Below are 16,027 nucleotides of genomic sequence, written 5' to 3'. Positions count from 1 at the left end.
TTCTGATGGCCGAATGCAGTGGCACATAGTCTGCAATGATAAGGAGAACAACCTATGACGAGTCCCGTTTCCCGTCGCCCCGCCACCCTGCCCTATGCTCTTCGTCTCGCGCTCGGGGGCGCGTTTGTCGCCCTGGCGACGCTGACGGCTCAGGCTGAAGAAACCCGCCCAATCCCGCAATCACCCGATATTCTGCTCGGTCCGCTATTTAACGATGTGCAAAGCGCAAAGCTTTTTTCCGACCAGAAAACGTTTGCCGACGCCATCCCGAACGGCGACCCGCTGATGATCCTGGCCGATTATCGTATGCAGAAAAGTCAGACCAGTTTTGATTTGCGGCACTTCGTCGAGCTCAACTTTACCCTGCCTCGCGAAAACGACCAGTACGTTCCGCCAAAAGGACAAACGCTGCGCCAGCATATCAACGGTTTATGGCCGGTGCTGACCCGCAGCACCGTCGAGGTGGAAAAGTGGGATTCACTGTTGCCGCTGCCAAAACCCTACGTGGTGCCCGGCGGACGCTTTCGTGAAGTCTATTACTGGGATAGCTACTTCACAATGCTAGGACTCGCGGAGAGCGGCCACTGGGATAAAATTGAAGATATGGTGACCAACTTTGCCGCAGAAATCGACGCCTGGGGGCATATTCCCAACGGCAACCGCACCTACTATCTGAGCCGCTCGCAGCCGCCGTTCTTCCCGTTTATGGTCGAACTGCTGGCCACGCACGATGGCGATGAGGCGCTCAAAAAATGGCTGCCGCAGATGGAGAAAGAGTACCAGTACTGGATGGATGGCGCCGAAGCGCTTGAGCCCGGCGGCGCCAATAAGCGCGTGGTGCGTATGGCCGATGGCTCGCTGCTGAACCGCTACTGGGACGATAACGACACGCCGCGTCCGGAATCCTGGCTGGACGATGTCACCACCGCCAAAAACAATCCCAACCGCCCGGCCACTGAAATCTACCGCGATCTGCGCTCCGCCGCGGCATCCGGCTGGGACTTCAGCTCCCGCTGGATGGATAACCCGCAGCAGCTCGGCACCATCCGCACCACCTCGATTGTTCCGGTCGACCTCAACTCGCTGATGTTCCACATGGAAAAAGCCATCGCCCGCGCCAGTAAAGCCGCTGGCGATAGCGCGAAAGCCGCGCAGTATGACGCGTTGGCCAACGCCCGACAGAAAGCGCTGGAGAAATACCTGTGGAACGATAAAGAGGGCTGGTACGCCGATTACGATCTGAAAAGTCATAAGGTGCGCAATCAGCTGACCGCCGCGGCGCTGTTCCCGCTGTACGTCAACGCCGCCTCCAGCGAGCGCGCCGCTAAAGTCGCCGCCGCGACCGAAGCGCGCCTGCTCAAACCGGGGGGCCTGACCACCACGACCGTCAATAGCGGCCAGCAGTGGGATGCGCCAAACGGCTGGGCGCCGCTGCAGTGGGTCGCCGCGGAAGGCCTGCAAAAATATGGTCAACAGAAAATAGCGATGGAGGTGAGCTGGCGTTTCCTCAGCAATGTTCAGCATACCTACAACAGCGAACAGAAGCTGGTGGAAAAATATGACGTCAGCTCGACGGGAACCGGTGGCGGCGGCGGCGAGTATCCGTTACAGGACGGATTTGGCTGGACTAACGGAGTCACCCTGAAGATGCTGGACCTGGTGTGTCCGAAAGAGAAACCCTGTGATTCGGTTCCGGCCACCCGCCCGGCGGCGAATGACGATACCAGTAAGGCGACAGATAACGCGGCTCAACCCGCGGCCAATAATTCTATTGCGCCAGGGGATAAAAAAGTCGCGCAGTAAACCTTCGCGCGGCGGGTCTCCGCCGCGCATCTATTTTCTCCATATGGTTATATTTTTACGCTTATCTTGAGTCGGCTAATTAAAAATACTACTCTGGCACTCGGGAAGACCTCTCCCGGGAAACGCCTGTTATGACTGGCACAAGGAATAAAAAGTGAATGCAGTCGTCAGTTTTATCTCCGATTTACATCCATTATCCTTTATGGGCTATCACGTTTTATCCACCACGGTTATATATATCGTGGCCAATATCATTATATCGATGACTCGCCCTACTGAGAAAGGCACGCCGATACCGCCCCCCTATTCCATCCCCCCCTCATTTTTAGCCTGGCTGCATGATAAAGCGACCGGTATTATTCAGTTGGCTACGTTTAGACTATTAAGGAAAAATTACGTCACCATCATTCATTCAGCCCAGGGTATCGAGCTGCGCGCGAATCAGCAGTACGCGGAGTGTAAAATGACGTGCGTAGAAAAAATCCTCTTTAACCACTTTTCTTCACCAAAACCCGGCAACCAGAATTTACCCCTTGAACTTTACGTCGCCCAGAAAAATCACTGGTCTACGGATACCCGCTGCGCGGGCCTGATGCTAAGCCCTACGCAACAAACGTGGAACATGATATTAGTTGCCGTTCCTTCATTGTTTTTAATCGCCATATTAGGCTGGAAAACGTTATTCGCTAATAACGCTCTGCTTAATTTCAGCGTATTTAGCTGGCTTGCGATGTTTGTCGTTTCCGGTCTGTGGTGGCTGTTAATGTTACTCATCACCTTAAATGTTACCCGGCTGGACCGGGAAGGTATCTCGATTAATATTCTTCGTAGTTATGTTGATAAATTAAAGAATACTCTTGTCGCCGATAAGGAACAGATAACCGATGAAACGGCTGATTATTGCGTCGCTATCGGCAAAACCAGCCTGCTCCCCGAGCGCTATCGCGAATACCGGGAAATCATCAAATCGATAAATTATCCATTTTCTGTGCAACGGCTTGATTAACCATCGGGTGAGACGCTATAAGCAAAATGCTTCGACTGGATAACAACGATATCTCGTATAACGGCGCCCATGCCTGCATCGATTTCTTGCGAGGGGCACTGGCGCTAAATAGCGATAAAATGGATGGCGCCACGGCCATGCTCTGTCTTGCGGTAAACGGTGTCGATTCTCTCCCGGAAAGCTATCGGGAATATAAAGATTTGATTGCTCCGATAAGCTATATCTCTTCGCTTCGCACGGAGGATTAGGAATACCTGAAGAGTTTACCCCGCACAACGCCTGGTCCGCGGGGTAAAATGATGCCCTACATCGCGTCCAGCGCTTTTTGCAGCTTCCAGATATAGCGCGGCGCCTGCGGAGCCGGGTGTTTCTTCACTACATGCTCAAAGAAATCATCGGCGTCCATATCGTTAATCTCCTCGATCGCATCCTGGCGATTGGACGAGAACGTCCGCAGCAGCGCGCCTGCGCCGTTAGCATAGGAGACCACCACCGCGTAGCGCATCACCTGCGGGTCTTTAATTCCCGCCAGCGGACCGTTTTCGAGAATGCTTAAATAAGCGGCCCCCATGGATATATTACGCTCGGGATTTTTCAGCTCGCTCACCGAAGGATCTCCGCTCCAGCCCATCCGCCGGTAAACATCGCGACCGGAGGTCGAGGGTTTCAGCTGCATCAGGCCAACCGCGCCGGATTTGCTGACCACCGTCGGGTTGCCGCCGGATTCAATGGCGATGATCGCGGTAATCAGCTGCGGGTCAACGCCCCATGCCGCACCGGCTTTTTCGCTGATTGGCATCCACTGCATCGCCCGCTTAACCGGCACTTCCGGGTTCCACGGCGGATTACGATAATCGTGTTTTGAACTACAACCGGCCAATAATACACATAAAAAAACACACCATCTCAATTTCACACATCTATCCTTATTGGCTGAAGTTTGCCGCACGGAGATGACAATAAACGCTCCAGGCGGCATGATAACCCTTTCATTCTTAGCAAGGAATTGTCATGTCTCAGTTTTATCTCATCGCCCCTTCCGGTTACTGCATCAACCAGGAGGCGGCGTACCGCGGCGTACAGCGTCTGCAGGAGGCCGGGCATCAGGTCGCGCACCAGCAGGTCATTCCCCGCCGGGCGCTGCGGTTTGCCGGAACTGAGAATGAACGCCTTGGCGACATCAACCAGCTCGCCGCCCTCGACGGCAAAAACCGTATCGTGCTGGCGGTACGCGGCGGCTACGGCGCGACTCGCCTGCTGCCGCACATTGACTGGCAGGCGCTGATCGCCCGCCAGCAGCAGGATCCGCTGCTTATTTGCGGCCACAGCGATTTCACCGCCGTTCAGATGGGCCTGCTGGCAAAGGGTAGCATAATCACTTTTAGCGGACCGATGCTGGCGGGAAACTTCGGCGCGGAAACGCTGAACGAATTTACTGAACACCATTTCTGGCAGGCGCTGCGCGACCCGGCGTTTACCCTCGAATGGCACGGCGAAGGCCCGGACTGCCGCGCCGACGGTACGCTGTGGGGCGGCAACCTGGCGATGCTGACCTCGCTTATCGGCACCCCGTGGATGCCGCAGATTAGCGACGGAATTCTGGTGGTGGAAGATATTAACGAACACCCGTTCCGCGTTGAACGAATGCTATTGCAGCTGCTTAACAGCGGTATTCTGGCGCGCCAGCGGGCAATTATCCTCGGCAGTTTTACCGGCGCAAACGCCAACGACTACGATGCCGGTTACGATCTGCCGATGGTATACGACTACCTTCGCCAGCAGCTTAACATTCCGGTCATCAGCGGTCTGGATTTTGGTCACGAACAGCGCACGGTCACTCTGCCGTTTGGCGCCAGAGCATTGCTGGTCAACAACGCGTCCATCACCACGTTAAGCATCAGCGGCCACCCGGTTCTGGCAGAATAAAAATTCCTCTAACGCATATCCCGATCGGCGTCAGATTGTTAAAATGGTGTAGTTTTTAATTTATCTTCACGCCGGTAAGGAGTACGTCAACATTGGACGCCGCTGCGGTCATCAGTCTGTTTATCCTGGGTTCTGTTTTAGTAACCTGTAGTATTTTATTAAGTTCCTTTTCCTCACGCCTCGGCATCCCGATCCTGGTTATCTTCCTCGCCATTGGGATGCTGGCGGGGATTGACGGTATCGGCGGCATTCCGTTTGACAATTACCCTTTCGCCTACATGGTGAGCAACCTGGCGCTGGCGGTTATCCTGCTTGACGGCGGGATGCGCACTCAGGCCAGCTCCTTTCGCGTGGCGCTGTGGCCCGCGCTGTCGCTCGCCACGGTCGGGGTGCTGATCACCTCGGCCCTGACCGGACTGATGGCGGCCTGGCTGTTTCATCTCAACCTGATTGAAGGGCTGCTGATCGGCGCTATCGTCGGCTCGACTGATGCCGCGGCGGTGTTCTCTCTGCTCGGCGGTAAAGGACTGAATGAACGCGTCGGCTCGACGCTGGAAATTGAATCCGGCAGCAACGACCCGATGGCGGTGTTCCTGACCATCACCCTTATCGAGATGATTCAGCAGCATGAGACCGGCCTGAGCTGGATGTTTGCGGTGCATATCGTGCAGCAATTCGGCCTGGGTATCGCTATCGGTCTCGGCGGCGGCTATCTGCTGCTGCAGATGATTAATCGCATTGTGTTGCCGGCCGGGCTTTACCCGCTGCTGGCGCTGAGCGGCGGGATCATGATTTTTGCCGCGACCACTTCGCTGGACGGCAGCGGCATCCTCGCGGTCTACCTGTGCGGTTTCCTGCTCGGCAACCGGCCGATTCGCAACCGCCACGGTATTCTGCAAAACTTCGACGGCCTGGCGTGGCTGGCGCAGATCGCCATGTTCCTGGTGCTCGGCCTGCTGGTCACGCCGTCAGACCTGTGGCCTATCGCTATCCCGGCGCTCATTCTGTCGATGTGGATGATCTTTATCGCCCGTCCGCTGTCGGTATTTGCCGGTCTGCTGCCGTTTCGCGGCTTTAACCTGCGCGAACGGATATTTATCAGTTGGGTTGGCCTGCGCGGCGCGGTACCGATTATTCTCGCCGTATTTCCGATGATGGCCGGTCTGGACAATGCGCGGTTGTTCTTTAACGTGGCCTTCTTCGTGGTGCTGGTGTCGCTGCTGTTGCAGGGAACGTCGCTCTCCTGGGCGGCGAAGAAAGCCAAAGTGGTGGTGCCGCCGATCGGATCGCCCATCTCCCGCGTCGGGCTGGATATTCACCCGGAAAACCCGTGGGAGCAGTTCGTTTACCAGCTTAGCGCCGAAAAATGGTGCGTCGGCGCGGCGCTGCGCGACCTGCATATGCCGCCGGAAACGCGGATTGCCGCGCTGTTTCGCGACAACGTTCTGCTGCACCCTACCGGCAGCACCCGACTGCTGGAGGGCGATATTCTCTGCGTTATCGGCCGCGAGCGCGATTTACCCGCGCTGGGTAAACTGTTCAGCCAGTCGCCGCCGGTCGCGCTCGATCAGCGCTTCTTTGGTGATTTTATCCTCGACGCCAATGCCAAGTTCGCCGACGTCGCGCAGATTTACGGCATCGATGGCGGTGAGGAGTTCCGCGATCGCCAGCAGTCGCTGGGTGATGTCGTGCAGCAGCTGTTGGGCGCCGCGCCGGTCGTCGGCGACCAGGTGGAATTTGCCGGCATGGTGTGGACGGTGGCGGAAAAAGAAGAGGATCATGTCCTGAGGGTGGGCGTACGAATGGCGGGAGATGAGGCGGAGTAACCCGCCCCACGACAAGTTACACCGTCACAACCGGTACGCGCGGCGCCAGCGCGCACATTAACTCATACCCGACGGTGCCGCAGGCGGATGCGACATCGTCGATTTTAATCTCTTTGCCCCACAGCTCGACCGGCGCGCCGATCCCTGCCTGCGGGCAGGGAGTCAAATCCACCGCCAGCATATCCATCGAGATGCGCCCTACCGTCGCGGTGCGAACGCCGTCAACCAGCACCGGCGTACCGCTCGGCGCCAGACGCGGGTAACCATCGGCGTAGCCGCAGGCAACGATGCCGATGCGCCGCTCCTCCGCCGTACGCCAGGTCGCGCCGTAGCCGACCGCTTCCCCGGCTTTCAGGTTCTGCACGGCAATAATTTCGCTGCTTAACGTCATCACCGGTTTCAGTCCGGTGTTGGCCACATCCTGCCACAGGCCGGAAGGCGAAGCGCCGTACAGCACGATCCCCGGCCTCACCCAGTTAAAATGCGACTCCGGATGCCACAGGGTGGCCGCCGAATTCGCCAGCGAGCGCGGGCAATCCAGCCCTTCCGCCGCCTGCTCAATACGCCGCATCGGCTCCACGATGCCGTCCGGGTTTTCCGCTTCGGCAAAATGCGACATTAACGTCATTTCACTGACGTTATGCAGCGATCGCAGCTGCTGCCAGACGATGTGCAGACGATCCGGCATAAAACCCAGCCGATTCATCCCGCTATTCACCTTGACGTAGATATCGAGCGGCGCGTGCAGCTTCGCCTGCTGGAGCGCCTTGATTTGCCAGTTACTGTGCACGCTGGTGGTCAAACGGTACTTATCAAACAGGGCCAGCTCATCGGCGTGGAAAAAGCCTTCCAGCATCAGTATCGGCCCTTTCCAGCCCAGCTCGCGCAGCAGGATCGCCTCTTCAAGATTGAGCATCGCGAAACCGTCCGCGGCGCTAAGCGCGTTCCAGACTCTCGCCAGGCCGTGGCCATAAGCATTGGCTTTGACCACCGCCCACAGGCGCGAAGCGGGCGCCGCGCGGCGAACAATTTGTTGATTCTGGCGTAAGGCTGACATATCAATGCTGGCCTTTACAGGACGAGACATGAAAGCTCCTTGTTAATTGTGAACGCCATGCAGATGCTGAGCGCGGGCCGGCGTAAAGCCGCGACCGTAGCGGGCGACGGCAAGATCGTCATACGGGATCGCCGGCGTACGCCCGGAGATCAGGTCGCTAATCAGCTGCCCTGAACCGCAGGCCATGGTCCATCCCAGCGTACCGTGGCCGGTATTCAGCCACAGATTTTTATACGCCGTGCGGCCCACCACCGGCGTACCGTCCGGGGTCATTGGACGCAGTCCGGTCCAGAAGGTCGCCTGTTCAACGTGGCCGCCGCGCGGGAACAGATCGCGCACCACCATCTCCAGGGTTTCACGCCGCGGCTGCAGCAGTTCTTTATTAAAACCGACAATTTCCGCCATTCCGCCAACGCGAATCCGACGATCAAAGCGGGTGATGGCGATTTTGTACGTTTCATCAAGGATAGTCGATACCGGCGCGCCGTCCTCTTCCGCGATCGGAATGGTCAGCGAATAGCCTTTCAGAGGGTAGACCGGAATGTCCACCAGCCCTTTCAGCATGGCCGTCGAATAGGAACCGAATGCCATCACGTACGCGTCCGCTTTAATGATTTCAGCGCCGCACTTCACGCCGGAGATGAGATCCCCTTCATAGAGCAGTTCATCGACGGGGGTATTAAAACGGAAGGTCACGCCCGCCTGTTCCGCCATGCGGGCCAGACGGGTGGTGAAGAGCTGACAGTCGCCGGTTTCATCATTGGGTAAACGTAAACCGCCCGTCAGCTTGTGGCTCACTTCAGCCAGCGCCGGTTCAACTTCCAGCAGGCGATTCGCCTCCAGCAGTTGGTAAGGCACGCCCGCCTCCTGCAGCACCGCGATATCGCGGGTGGCGTTTTCGAACTGCTTGTCGGTGCGGAAAAGCTGCAGCGTACCGCCCTGCCGACCTTCATATTGGATACCGGTACTCTCGCGCAGCGCCTTCAGGCAGTCGCGGCTGTACTCCGCCAGGCGCACCATGCGTCCTTTATTTTCCATATAGTGGCGAGTGTCGCAGTTGCGCAGCATCTGCCACATCCATTTCAGCTGGAACGGGGTGCCATCCAGCCCGATGGCCAGCGGCGCGTGGCGCTGGAACATCCACTTAATCGCCTTCAAGGGTACGCCCGGCGCCGCCCACGGCGCGGCATAGCCGGGAGAGATCTGCCCGGCGTTAGCGGCGCTGGTCTCTTCGGCCGGCCCCGGCTGACGATCGATAACCGTCACTTCATGTCCTGCCTGGCTTAAGTACCAGGCGCTAGCGACTCCTACTACCCCACTTCCCAGTATGACGACGCGCATAGCGGCTCCGTAATCGTTAAAGAACAATCATCTGATTACAAATTGATAACTCAGATGAAAATATTATTCAACATACGCTTTATTTATGGTGACTTATCTCACAGGGTTCTGCGCCAGCGCAGCCCCCGTCGGTTTACCATCTCCTGCTGCGCCTCATTTTTCTACAGAATAAAATTCTGTTTAAATCGTGGAATATCGCGTTTCAGATGGTGAAATCGCGAAGAAAAGAAAATGCGGATGGACGCAGTTTGCGACGCCGTGTTCTATGCTTGTTAAGAGGTTTTCCGTACAGAGAGAACCATCAACAACGAGGGCGCGCTAATGGCTACGATTGATTCCATGAACAAGGACACAACCCGTTTAAGCGATGGACCCGATTGGACTTTTGAGCTGCTGGAGACCTATCTGGCAGAAGTCGACCGGGTGGCGAAGCTGTATCGTCTTGACACCTATCCGCACCAAATCGAAGTCATTACATCCGAACAGATGATGGATGCCTACTCCAGCGTCGGGATGCCGATTAACTATCCGCACTGGTCGTTCGGTAAAAAATTCATTGAGACCGAACAGGCCTATAAGCACGGTCAACAGGGGCTGGCTTATGAAATCGTCATTAACTCCAACCCCTGTATCGCCTATTTGATGGAAGAGAACACCATCACCATGCAGGCGCTGGTCATGGCGCACGCCTGCTACGGGCATAACTCGTTTTTCAAAAATAACTACCTCTTTCGCAGCTGGACCGACGCCAGTTCAATCATCGACTATCTCATCTTCGCGCGGAAATACATCACCGAATGTGAAGAGCGCTATGGCGTAGATGAAGTCGAGAAGCTGCTCGACTCCTGCCACGCCTTGATGAACTACGGCGTTGACCGCTATAAACGTCCGCAGAAAATCTCCCTGCAGGAGGAGAAGGCGCGGCAAAAAAGCCGGGAAGAGTATCTCCAGAGTCAGGTGAATATGCTGTGGCGCACCCTGCCGAAGCGCGAAGAGGAAAAGACGATTGAAGCGGCGCGCCGCTATCCTTCAGAGCCGCAGGAAAATCTGCTCTATTTTATGGAGAAAAACGCGCCGCTGCTGGAACCCTGGCAGCGTGAAATCCTGCGTATCGTGCGCAAGGTCAGCCAGTATTTTTATCCGCAGAAGCAGACTCAGGTCATGAACGAAGGCTGGGCGACCTTCTGGCATTACACCATCCTTAATCATCTTTATGACGAAGGAAAAGTGACCGAGCGCTTTATGCTGGAGTTTCTGCACAGCCACACCAACGTGGTGTTCCAGCCGCCCTATAACAGCCAGTGGTACAGCGGCATTAACCCCTACGCTCTGGGTTTCGCCATGTTCCAGGATATTAAACGTATTTGTCAGTCGCCGACGGAAGAGGATAGATACTGGTTCCCGGATATTGCCGGTTCAGACTGGCTCGAAACGCTGCACTTCGCGATGCGCGACTTCAAAGATGAGAGCTTTATCAGCCAGTTCCTGTCGCCGAAAATCATGCGCGATTTCCGCTTCTTTACCGTGCTCGATGACGATCACAATAACTATCTGGAAATATCCGCTATTCATAATGAAGAAGGATATCGTGAGATTCGTTCGAAGCTTTCAGCGCAGTACAACCTGAGCAACCTCGAGCCGAATATTCAGGTATGGAACGTTGACCTGCGCGGCGACCGCTCGCTCACCCTGCGCTACGTTCCGCATAACCGTGTGCCGCTGGATAAAGGCCGTCGCGAGGTGCTTAAGCACGTCCACCGCCTGTGGGGGTTTGACGTTCTTCTTGAGCAGCAAAACGCCGATGGTAGCGTTGAGCTGCTGGAACGTACGCCGCCGCGGCCCAATCCGCTATAGCGCGTGAAAAGCAAAACGCCCGGTGATAGCACCGGGCGTTTTTTATTCGTTGGCGGGGTCTAGCGCATATTAATCGCCAGGTCACCCGGCAAATTCTTCTGCATACGGTGCCAAATCTCACCGCTGTCATGCCCGTAGCGGCGCACGATTTCATAAACCTGTTCATGAAGCTTTTCTTCACATACCTTCGCCAGCTGGTGATAGAAGCCGAGCGCCAGGCTACGCGCTTCCGGGTTGGCAAAATAGTGACGGCCAATCCGGGTGTATAAGCCTTTCATTCCATTGAGGATCAGGCCGTAGATGGGATTACCTGAAGCAAAGGCCAGACCGCGGAAAATGTTATAATCGAGTTCGGCAAAAGCGTCGGCGTGGTCTTCAATTTCACGCGCGCTCGCCAGAACTTCCAGCGCCTTGTCAGGATGCTGGCGGAAAGCGGTACGGATAAAAATCGTCGAAATATTGGTACGTACGGACAGCAGATTATCAATCAGCTGCGGTACGCTGTCATGATCGAGACGCGCCAGGGTTTCGAGAATATTCAGGCCTGAAGTTTCCCAGAAGTTGTTCACCTTGGTAGGCTTACCGTGCTGAATGGTTAACCAGCCATCGCGCGCCAGACGCTGCAACACTTCACGTAAGGTTGTACGGGTAACACCAATCAGTTCAGAAAGTTCACGTTCAGCGGGAAGAATTGAACCAGGAGGAAAGCGGTTATTCCAGATACTTTCAATGATGTACTCTTCAGCGAAACCCGCAGGGCTTTGCGCCTTAATGACCATAATAAGATTTCCATTACACAGCGTTGCTATTCGACTCATCATACCAGAGCGGCCAAAAGGCAGATAGCGCCAGAAAGTAATTAAAAAGGGATCGCCGTTTCATTTTCAACTTTTCATTTCACACTTTCTGTTGCTAAAGAATGTGATGCGAAGAAAGTTGCGCCCCATTTTGCGCAACTGGTAATCTTGCGTATAGTTACGCATAAAATCATGTTTCAGAATTTGGCGGAGAAAGGATGTCTGTCGTGGAAATGTCGTATGGCCGCGCCCTGTGGCGCAACTTTCTTGGTCAGTCCCCGGACTGGTACAAACTCACTCTCATCATTTTCTTAATCGTTAATCCGCTGGTATTTTATCTTCATCCGTTTATTGCCGGGTGGCTGCTGGTTATCGAATTTATTTTCACCCTGGCGATGGCGCTCAAATGTTATCCGCTGCTGCCGGGCGGTCTGCTGGCGATCGAAGCGGTGTTTATCGGGATGACCACGCCCGGGCATATCCGGGCGGAAGTTGCCGCTAACCTTGAAGTCCTGCTGCTGCTGATGTTTATGGTGGCGGGGATCTATTTCATGAAGCAGCTGCTGCTGTTCATCTTCACCCGTTTGCTGCTCGGCATCCGCAGCAAGATGCTGCTGTCGCTGGCGTTTTGCGTCGCTTCCGCCTTTCTTTCCGCATTTCTTGACGCGCTGACCGTTGTCGCGGTCGTGATTAGCGTCGCCGTGGGTTTCTACGGTATTTATCACAAAGTCGCTTCGGCGCGGCCGGACGATGACGATATGCTCGACGACAGCCATATCGAGCAGCACTATCGCGATGTCCTGGAGCAGTTTCGCGGCTTCCTGCGCAGCCTGATGATGCACGCCGGGGTCGGCACCGCGCTCGGCGGCGTGATGACGATGGTTGGCGAACCGCAGAACCTGATTATCGCCAAAGCCGCGGGCTGGCACTTCGGCGAATTCTTCATGCGCATGCTGCCGGTAAGCTTGCCGGTGCTGGTCTGCGGCCTGCTCACCTGCCTGCTGCTGGAGAAATTCCGCCTGTTTGGCTACGGCGAACCGCTGCCGCCAACCGTGCGTAAAGTGCTGCAGGATTTTGACGATCGTAGCCGTCAGAGCCGCAGCCGACAGGATCGCCTGCGTCTTATCGCCCAGGGGATTATCGGCGTTTGGCTAATCATCGCCCTGGCGCTGCACCTTGCGGAAGTCGGTCTGATTGGCCTGTCGGTCATCATTCTGGCGACCACGTTTTCCGGGGTCACCGATGAACACGCCATCGGCAAAGCGTTTACCGAAGCGCTGCCGTTTACCGCGCTGCTGACGGTCTTTTTCGCCGTTGTGGCGGTGATTATCGATCAGCACCTGTTTGCGCCGGTGATCGAATTCGTTCTCCAGGCCTCGCCGCACGCCCAGCTGTCGCTGTTTTACCTGTTTAACGGCCTGCTGTCGTCGATTTCGGATAACGTCTTCGTCGGCACCGTCTATATCAACGAGGTCAAGTCCGCTCTGGAGCAGGGAAGCATCAGTTTGCCGCAGTTCGAGCTGCTGGCGGTGGCGATCAATACCGGCACCAACTTGCCATCGGTCGCCACGCCGAACGGCCAGGCCGCGTTTCTGTTCCTGCTGACTTCCGCGCTGGCTCCGCTGATTCGCCTCTCCTATGGCCGGATGGTGTGGATGGCGCTGCCGTATACCCTCGTCCTGACCCTCGTCGGCCTGGCCTGCGTCGAGTTTACCCTGATGCCGGCTACCCAGTGGATGCTGGAGCACGGTTGGCTGGTGACGCCGCAGCTGCTGAAATAAAATCATCCATGCCCGGCTCAAAACGCCGGGCATTCCATATTCGTTTACGTAATATTTTCAGACTAGCTGCTGGCGTCGCTACGGTTTTCGTTTACACTGCCATGATTTAGCATGTTCCAGGGAAATGATTATGTTGCGATATTTAAACCAGTGCTCAAGGGGACGCGGTGCCTGGCTCCTGATGGCGCTAACCGCGTTTATTCTTGAATTGGTGGCGTTATGGTTCCAGCACGTGATGCTGCTGCAGCCGTGCGTACTGTGTATTTACGAGCGCTGCGCGCTATTTGGCGTGATGGGCGCCGGTATCGTCGGCGCCATTGCGCCAAAAACCCCTCTGCGCTATGTCGCGATTGTGATTTGGCTCTACAGCGCCCTACGCGGGCTGCAGCTGTCATGGGAACACACCATGATTCAGCTTCACCCTTCCCCTTTCCAGACCTGCGATTTCGCCGCTCGTTTCCCAACGTGGCTGCCGCTGGATAAATGGCTGCCTCAGGTGTTTGTCGCTACCGGTGACTGCTCCGTACGCCAGTGGGAATTCCTGACGCTGGAAATGCCGCAGTGGCTGGTTGGCATCTTCGCCGCCTATCTGGTGGTCGGTGTCCTGGTGCTTATCGCTCAGCCGTTTAAACCTAAAAAGCGCGATCTGTTTGGTCGCTAAGAACCATTGCTGATAATGCGCTCCTCCGGGAGCGTTTTTTTTTGCCTGCGCGTTGACGTTGTCGCCATAAAGATGCATATTAAATACATCTTATAAATGTTAACTGAGGAGCACATGATGTCTCATTTGCGTATTCCCGCTAGCTGGAAGGTAAAACGCTCCACCCCATTCTTTACCAAACAGAACGTCCCTGCCGCTCTACTGACGCACCACAACACCGCTGCGGGTGTTTTCGGCCAGCTTTGCGTGATGGAAGGCACGGTAACCTACTATGGTTTCGCCGATGAACAGGCGACAGAACCTGAGGCAAAGGTTGTTATCAACGCCGGGCAGTTCGCGACCAGCCCGCCGCAGTACTGGCACCGCATTGAGCTCAGCGACGACGCGCAGTTCAATATTAACTTTTGGGTTGCGGACGACGCCGACGGTGAAAGCGGGCTGTTCCACGCGAAGAAAAGCTAACTGAGCGCCTACTGCGCCCAGTCTGGTTTATTCAGGATATGATCCTGCCAGTCAACCACGGTGGCTTCTTTCACCGCAATATGGCGAACCGAGATGCGTTCGCCATGCATCGCCGCCTTCGAACCGGTTAACAGCGGATGCCAGTGCGGCAGCGGCTGGCCTTCCGCCAGCAGACGATAGGCGCAGGTCGGCGGCAGCCATTCAAACGTAGGCAGATTGTCGCGGGTTAGCTTAATGCAGTCCGGCTCATATTCGAAGCGGCGCTCATAGTTACGGCACTGGCAGGTTTTGATATTGAGCTGACGGCAGGCGACGTTGGTAAAATAGATTTCGTCGGTATCCTCATCCATCAGCTTATGCAGGCAGCACTGTCCGCAGCCGTCGCAAAGTGATTCCCACTCCGCATCGCTCATTTCATCCAGTGTTTTTTGTTGCCAGAAAGGTTGTTCGCTCATTGGGATGTCCGTCATTGCAATTCAGGGTGCACCTTATAACCAGTCTGGCACGCCGTTGCAAGTTTTGCCGCCCGGAGACGGCGGCAAGAGGTCGTTACAGCACGCGGGTGGTCAGCGATAAGCCGTTAAACCCCACTTCCAGCTCGTCGCCGCTGGCGAGCGGCCCCACGCCTTCCGGGGTACCGGTCAGCACCACGTCACCGGCTTTCAGGGTGAAGAAGCGCGACATATAGGCGATCAGCGGCACAATTTTATGGATCATGTCGGCCGTGGTGCCCTGCTGGCGCACTTCGCCGTTCACCTTCAGGCTCAGCGGCGTATTCTGCGCGTCGCCGTGAAATTCGGCGGCGGGAATAAACCCGGAAATCGGACAGGCGTTATCAAATCCTTTCGCCTTTTCCCACGGCTGACCGGCCTTTTTCAGTTTACCCTGCAGATCGCGCAGAGTGAGGTCCAGCGCCACGCCATAGCCGGCGATGGCTTTAAGCACGTGATCTTCGGTCGCCTGACGCAGCGTGCCGCCAATCAGCACCGCCAGCTCAACTTCATGGTGCACCGAACCCAGGCCCTCAGGCAGCACCAACGGCTGGCGGATGTCGCATAGCGCCGTCTCAGGTTTAATAAACAGCACCGGCTCTTCCGGCGTCGCACTGCCCATCTCCTTAATGTGTTTTGCATAGTTGCTGCCCACGCAAACCACTTTGCTTACCGGATAATCCAGTAGCGCACCCTGCCAGTTATGATGTTGGTACATTTTTTACCTCTGTGGGTTAATCAGATTTATTCCCCTGTTCCGCCAGGTGTTTCTTGAGTAAATTTTCAGACGGCGGAGGGAGTTGAAGGTAATAGCCCTGATCGGCCAGCGCCTGCTTCACTTTATCCAAATCGGCGTGAATGAGTTTTTTTCGTCCATCAAGCGGCAGAATCATTGCCAGTTTAGGCGTACCGAAGCTATACATTAATTCATCAGGAACGCGGGAGAAATCGTCCTTTTTTTCGACATATAAATAGGTTTGCTCACGTTTAGTACTTCGATAGATCACACAAAACATAGTTTT

The 16,027-nt window shown here is 55.8% G+C and carries 16 protein-coding genes; 9 read left to right on the top strand and 7 right to left on the bottom strand.

Translation table 11 applies throughout. The features are described 5' to 3' along the window. Positions 1 to 54 precede the first annotated feature (54 nt). The 3 genes from ACE3MN_RS10325 (at position 55) to ACE3MN_RS10315 (ending at position 3,057) form a co-directional block, all read left to right on the top strand. The gene (locus ACE3MN_RS10325; protein WP_375364355.1) at positions 55 to 1,803 is read left to right on the top strand and encodes an alpha,alpha-trehalase; all 1,749 of its coding nucleotides are present in this window, start codon (positions 55 to 57) and stop codon (positions 1,801 to 1,803) included. 154 nt (positions 1,804 to 1,957) lie between these two features. Continuing rightward, positions 1,958 to 2,809, top strand: coding sequence for a hypothetical protein (locus tag ACE3MN_RS10320; RefSeq protein WP_004138533.1), 852 nt, complete (start codon positions 1,958 to 1,960; stop codon positions 2,807 to 2,809). A gap of 26 nt (positions 2,810 to 2,835) precedes the next feature. Next, positions 2,836 to 3,057: a hypothetical protein gene (locus tag ACE3MN_RS10315; protein WP_064342858.1), complete on the top strand. Its 222-nt coding sequence runs from the start codon at positions 2,836 to 2,838 to the stop codon at positions 3,055 to 3,057. 56 nt (positions 3,058 to 3,113) lie between these two features. Here ACE3MN_RS10315 and emtA read toward each other — a convergent pair whose 3' ends face one another. Further along, positions 3,114 to 3,725 carry a membrane-bound lytic murein transglycosylase EmtA gene (gene emtA, locus ACE3MN_RS10310; RefSeq protein WP_009651970.1) on the bottom strand — a complete coding sequence of 204 codons (612 nt, stop codon included), beginning with the start codon at positions 3,723 to 3,725 and terminating at the stop codon, positions 3,114 to 3,116. A 95-nt stretch (positions 3,726 to 3,820) separates the two neighbouring features. Between emtA and ldcA the strand changes: the two genes are divergently transcribed. Both ldcA and ACE3MN_RS10300 read left to right on the top strand, forming a co-directional pair. After that, positions 3,821 to 4,735, top strand: coding sequence for a muramoyltetrapeptide carboxypeptidase (gene ldcA, locus ACE3MN_RS10305; protein ID WP_049090164.1), 915 nt, complete (start codon positions 3,821 to 3,823; stop codon positions 4,733 to 4,735). A 92-nt stretch (positions 4,736 to 4,827) separates the two neighbouring features. Beyond that, positions 4,828 to 6,561, top strand: a complete 1,734-nt coding sequence (locus ACE3MN_RS10300) for a potassium/proton antiporter (RefSeq protein ID WP_024357831.1) — start codon at positions 4,828 to 4,830, stop codon at positions 6,559 to 6,561. A 16-nt stretch (positions 6,562 to 6,577) separates the two neighbouring features. Here ACE3MN_RS10300 and dadX read toward each other — a convergent pair whose 3' ends face one another. Both dadX and ACE3MN_RS10290 read right to left on the bottom strand, forming a co-directional pair. Further along, positions 6,578 to 7,648: a catabolic alanine racemase DadX gene (dadX, locus tag ACE3MN_RS10295; protein ID WP_049086310.1), complete on the bottom strand. Its 1,071-nt coding sequence runs from the start codon at positions 7,646 to 7,648 to the stop codon at positions 6,578 to 6,580. A gap of 12 nt (positions 7,649 to 7,660) precedes the next feature. Then, on the bottom strand, positions 7,661 to 8,959 hold the full coding sequence (locus ACE3MN_RS10290) for a D-amino acid dehydrogenase (RefSeq protein ID WP_024357829.1): 1,299 nt from the start codon (positions 8,957 to 8,959) through the stop codon (positions 7,661 to 7,663). Positions 8,960 to 9,280: 321 nt separating this feature from the next. On the opposite strand from ACE3MN_RS10290, the gene ACE3MN_RS10285 reads away from it, so the two are divergent. Then, a complete protein-coding gene (locus ACE3MN_RS10285; protein ID WP_004138526.1) occupies positions 9,281 to 10,813 on the top strand; it encodes a SpoVR family protein in 1,533 nt (510 codons plus the stop codon). Between the two features lie 59 nt (positions 10,814 to 10,872). On the opposite strand, the gene fadR is transcribed toward ACE3MN_RS10285, so the two are convergent. Further along, a complete protein-coding gene (gene fadR, locus ACE3MN_RS10280; protein ID WP_004121962.1) occupies positions 10,873 to 11,592 on the bottom strand; it encodes a fatty acid metabolism transcriptional regulator FadR in 720 nt (239 codons plus the stop codon). A 245-nt stretch (positions 11,593 to 11,837) separates the two neighbouring features. On the opposite strand from fadR, the gene nhaB reads away from it, so the two are divergent. The 3 genes from nhaB to ACE3MN_RS10265 all read left to right on the top strand — a co-directional run bounded on the left by nhaB (position 11,838) and on the right by ACE3MN_RS10265 (position 14,514). Continuing rightward, on the top strand, positions 11,838 to 13,391 hold the full coding sequence (gene nhaB / locus ACE3MN_RS10275) for a sodium/proton antiporter NhaB (protein WP_098065810.1): 1,554 nt from the start codon (positions 11,838 to 11,840) through the stop codon (positions 13,389 to 13,391). Positions 13,392 to 13,521: 130 nt separating this feature from the next. Beyond that, complete coding sequence (gene dsbB, locus ACE3MN_RS10270; RefSeq protein WP_004103253.1) at positions 13,522 to 14,052, top strand: disulfide bond formation protein DsbB; 531 nt, start codon at positions 13,522 to 13,524, stop codon at positions 14,050 to 14,052. 117 nt (positions 14,053 to 14,169) lie between these two features. Beyond that, complete coding sequence (locus ACE3MN_RS10265; protein ID WP_004138523.1) at positions 14,170 to 14,514, top strand: DUF1971 domain-containing protein; 345 nt, start codon at positions 14,170 to 14,172, stop codon at positions 14,512 to 14,514. Positions 14,515 to 14,522: 8 nt separating this feature from the next. On the opposite strand, the gene ACE3MN_RS10260 is transcribed toward ACE3MN_RS10265, so the two are convergent. From ACE3MN_RS10260 to ACE3MN_RS10250, 3 genes are all read right to left on the bottom strand, one after another. Beyond that, positions 14,523 to 14,969 carry a YcgN family cysteine cluster protein gene (locus tag ACE3MN_RS10260; RefSeq protein WP_004121966.1) on the bottom strand — a complete coding sequence of 149 codons (447 nt, stop codon included), beginning with the start codon at positions 14,967 to 14,969 and terminating at the stop codon, positions 14,523 to 14,525. Between the two features lie 94 nt (positions 14,970 to 15,063). Next, entirely contained in the window at positions 15,064 to 15,723 is a 660-nt protein-coding gene (locus ACE3MN_RS10255; RefSeq protein ID WP_004121967.1) for a fumarylacetoacetate hydrolase family protein, read from the bottom strand. 16 nt (positions 15,724 to 15,739) lie between these two features. Further along, on the bottom strand, positions 15,740 to 16,021 hold the full coding sequence (locus ACE3MN_RS10250) for a YcgL domain-containing protein (protein WP_004138522.1): 282 nt from the start codon (positions 16,019 to 16,021) through the stop codon (positions 15,740 to 15,742). Positions 16,022 to 16,027: the final 6 nt, after the last annotated feature.

Source organism: Klebsiella grimontii (assembly GCF_042137965.1).
GTDB classification, from domain to species: Bacteria; Pseudomonadota; Gammaproteobacteria; order Enterobacterales; family Enterobacteriaceae; genus Klebsiella; species Klebsiella grimontii.
The sequence above is the reverse complement of the archived record's forward strand: the minus strand, read 5'-3'. Positions and strand labels throughout refer to the sequence as shown.

Coding starts and splice junctions, on each gene's coding strand:
- ACE3MN_RS10265 (WP_004138523.1), top strand. CDS start 14,170: ATGTCTCATTTGCGTATTCCCGCTAGCTGGAAGGTAAAACGCTCCACC.
- ACE3MN_RS10315 (WP_064342858.1), top strand. CDS start 2,836: ATGCTTCGACTGGATAACAACGATATCTCGTATAACGGCGCCCATGCC.
- ACE3MN_RS10260 (WP_004121966.1), bottom strand. CDS start 14,969: ATGAGCGAACAACCTTTCTGGCAACAAAAAACACTGGATGAAATGAGC.
- ACE3MN_RS10325 (WP_375364355.1), top strand. CDS start 55: ATGACGAGTCCCGTTTCCCGTCGCCCCGCCACCCTGCCCTATGCTCTT.
- dadX (WP_049086310.1), bottom strand. CDS start 7,648: ATGTCTCGTCCTGTAAAGGCCAGCATTGATATGTCAGCCTTACGCCAG.
- ACE3MN_RS10290 (WP_024357829.1), bottom strand. CDS start 8,959: ATGCGCGTCGTCATACTGGGAAGTGGGGTAGTAGGAGTCGCTAGCGCC.
- ACE3MN_RS10285 (WP_004138526.1), top strand. CDS start 9,281: ATGGCTACGATTGATTCCATGAACAAGGACACAACCCGTTTAAGCGAT.
- dsbB (WP_004103253.1), top strand. CDS start 13,522: ATGTTGCGATATTTAAACCAGTGCTCAAGGGGACGCGGTGCCTGGCTC.
- fadR (WP_004121962.1), bottom strand. CDS start 11,592: ATGGTCATTAAGGCGCAAAGCCCTGCGGGTTTCGCTGAAGAGTACATC.
- ACE3MN_RS10250 (WP_004138522.1), bottom strand. CDS start 16,021: ATGTTTTGTGTGATCTATCGAAGTACTAAACGTGAGCAAACCTATTTA.
- ACE3MN_RS10255 (WP_004121967.1), bottom strand. CDS start 15,723: ATGTACCAACATCATAACTGGCAGGGTGCGCTACTGGATTATCCGGTA.
- ldcA (WP_049090164.1), top strand. CDS start 3,821: ATGTCTCAGTTTTATCTCATCGCCCCTTCCGGTTACTGCATCAACCAG.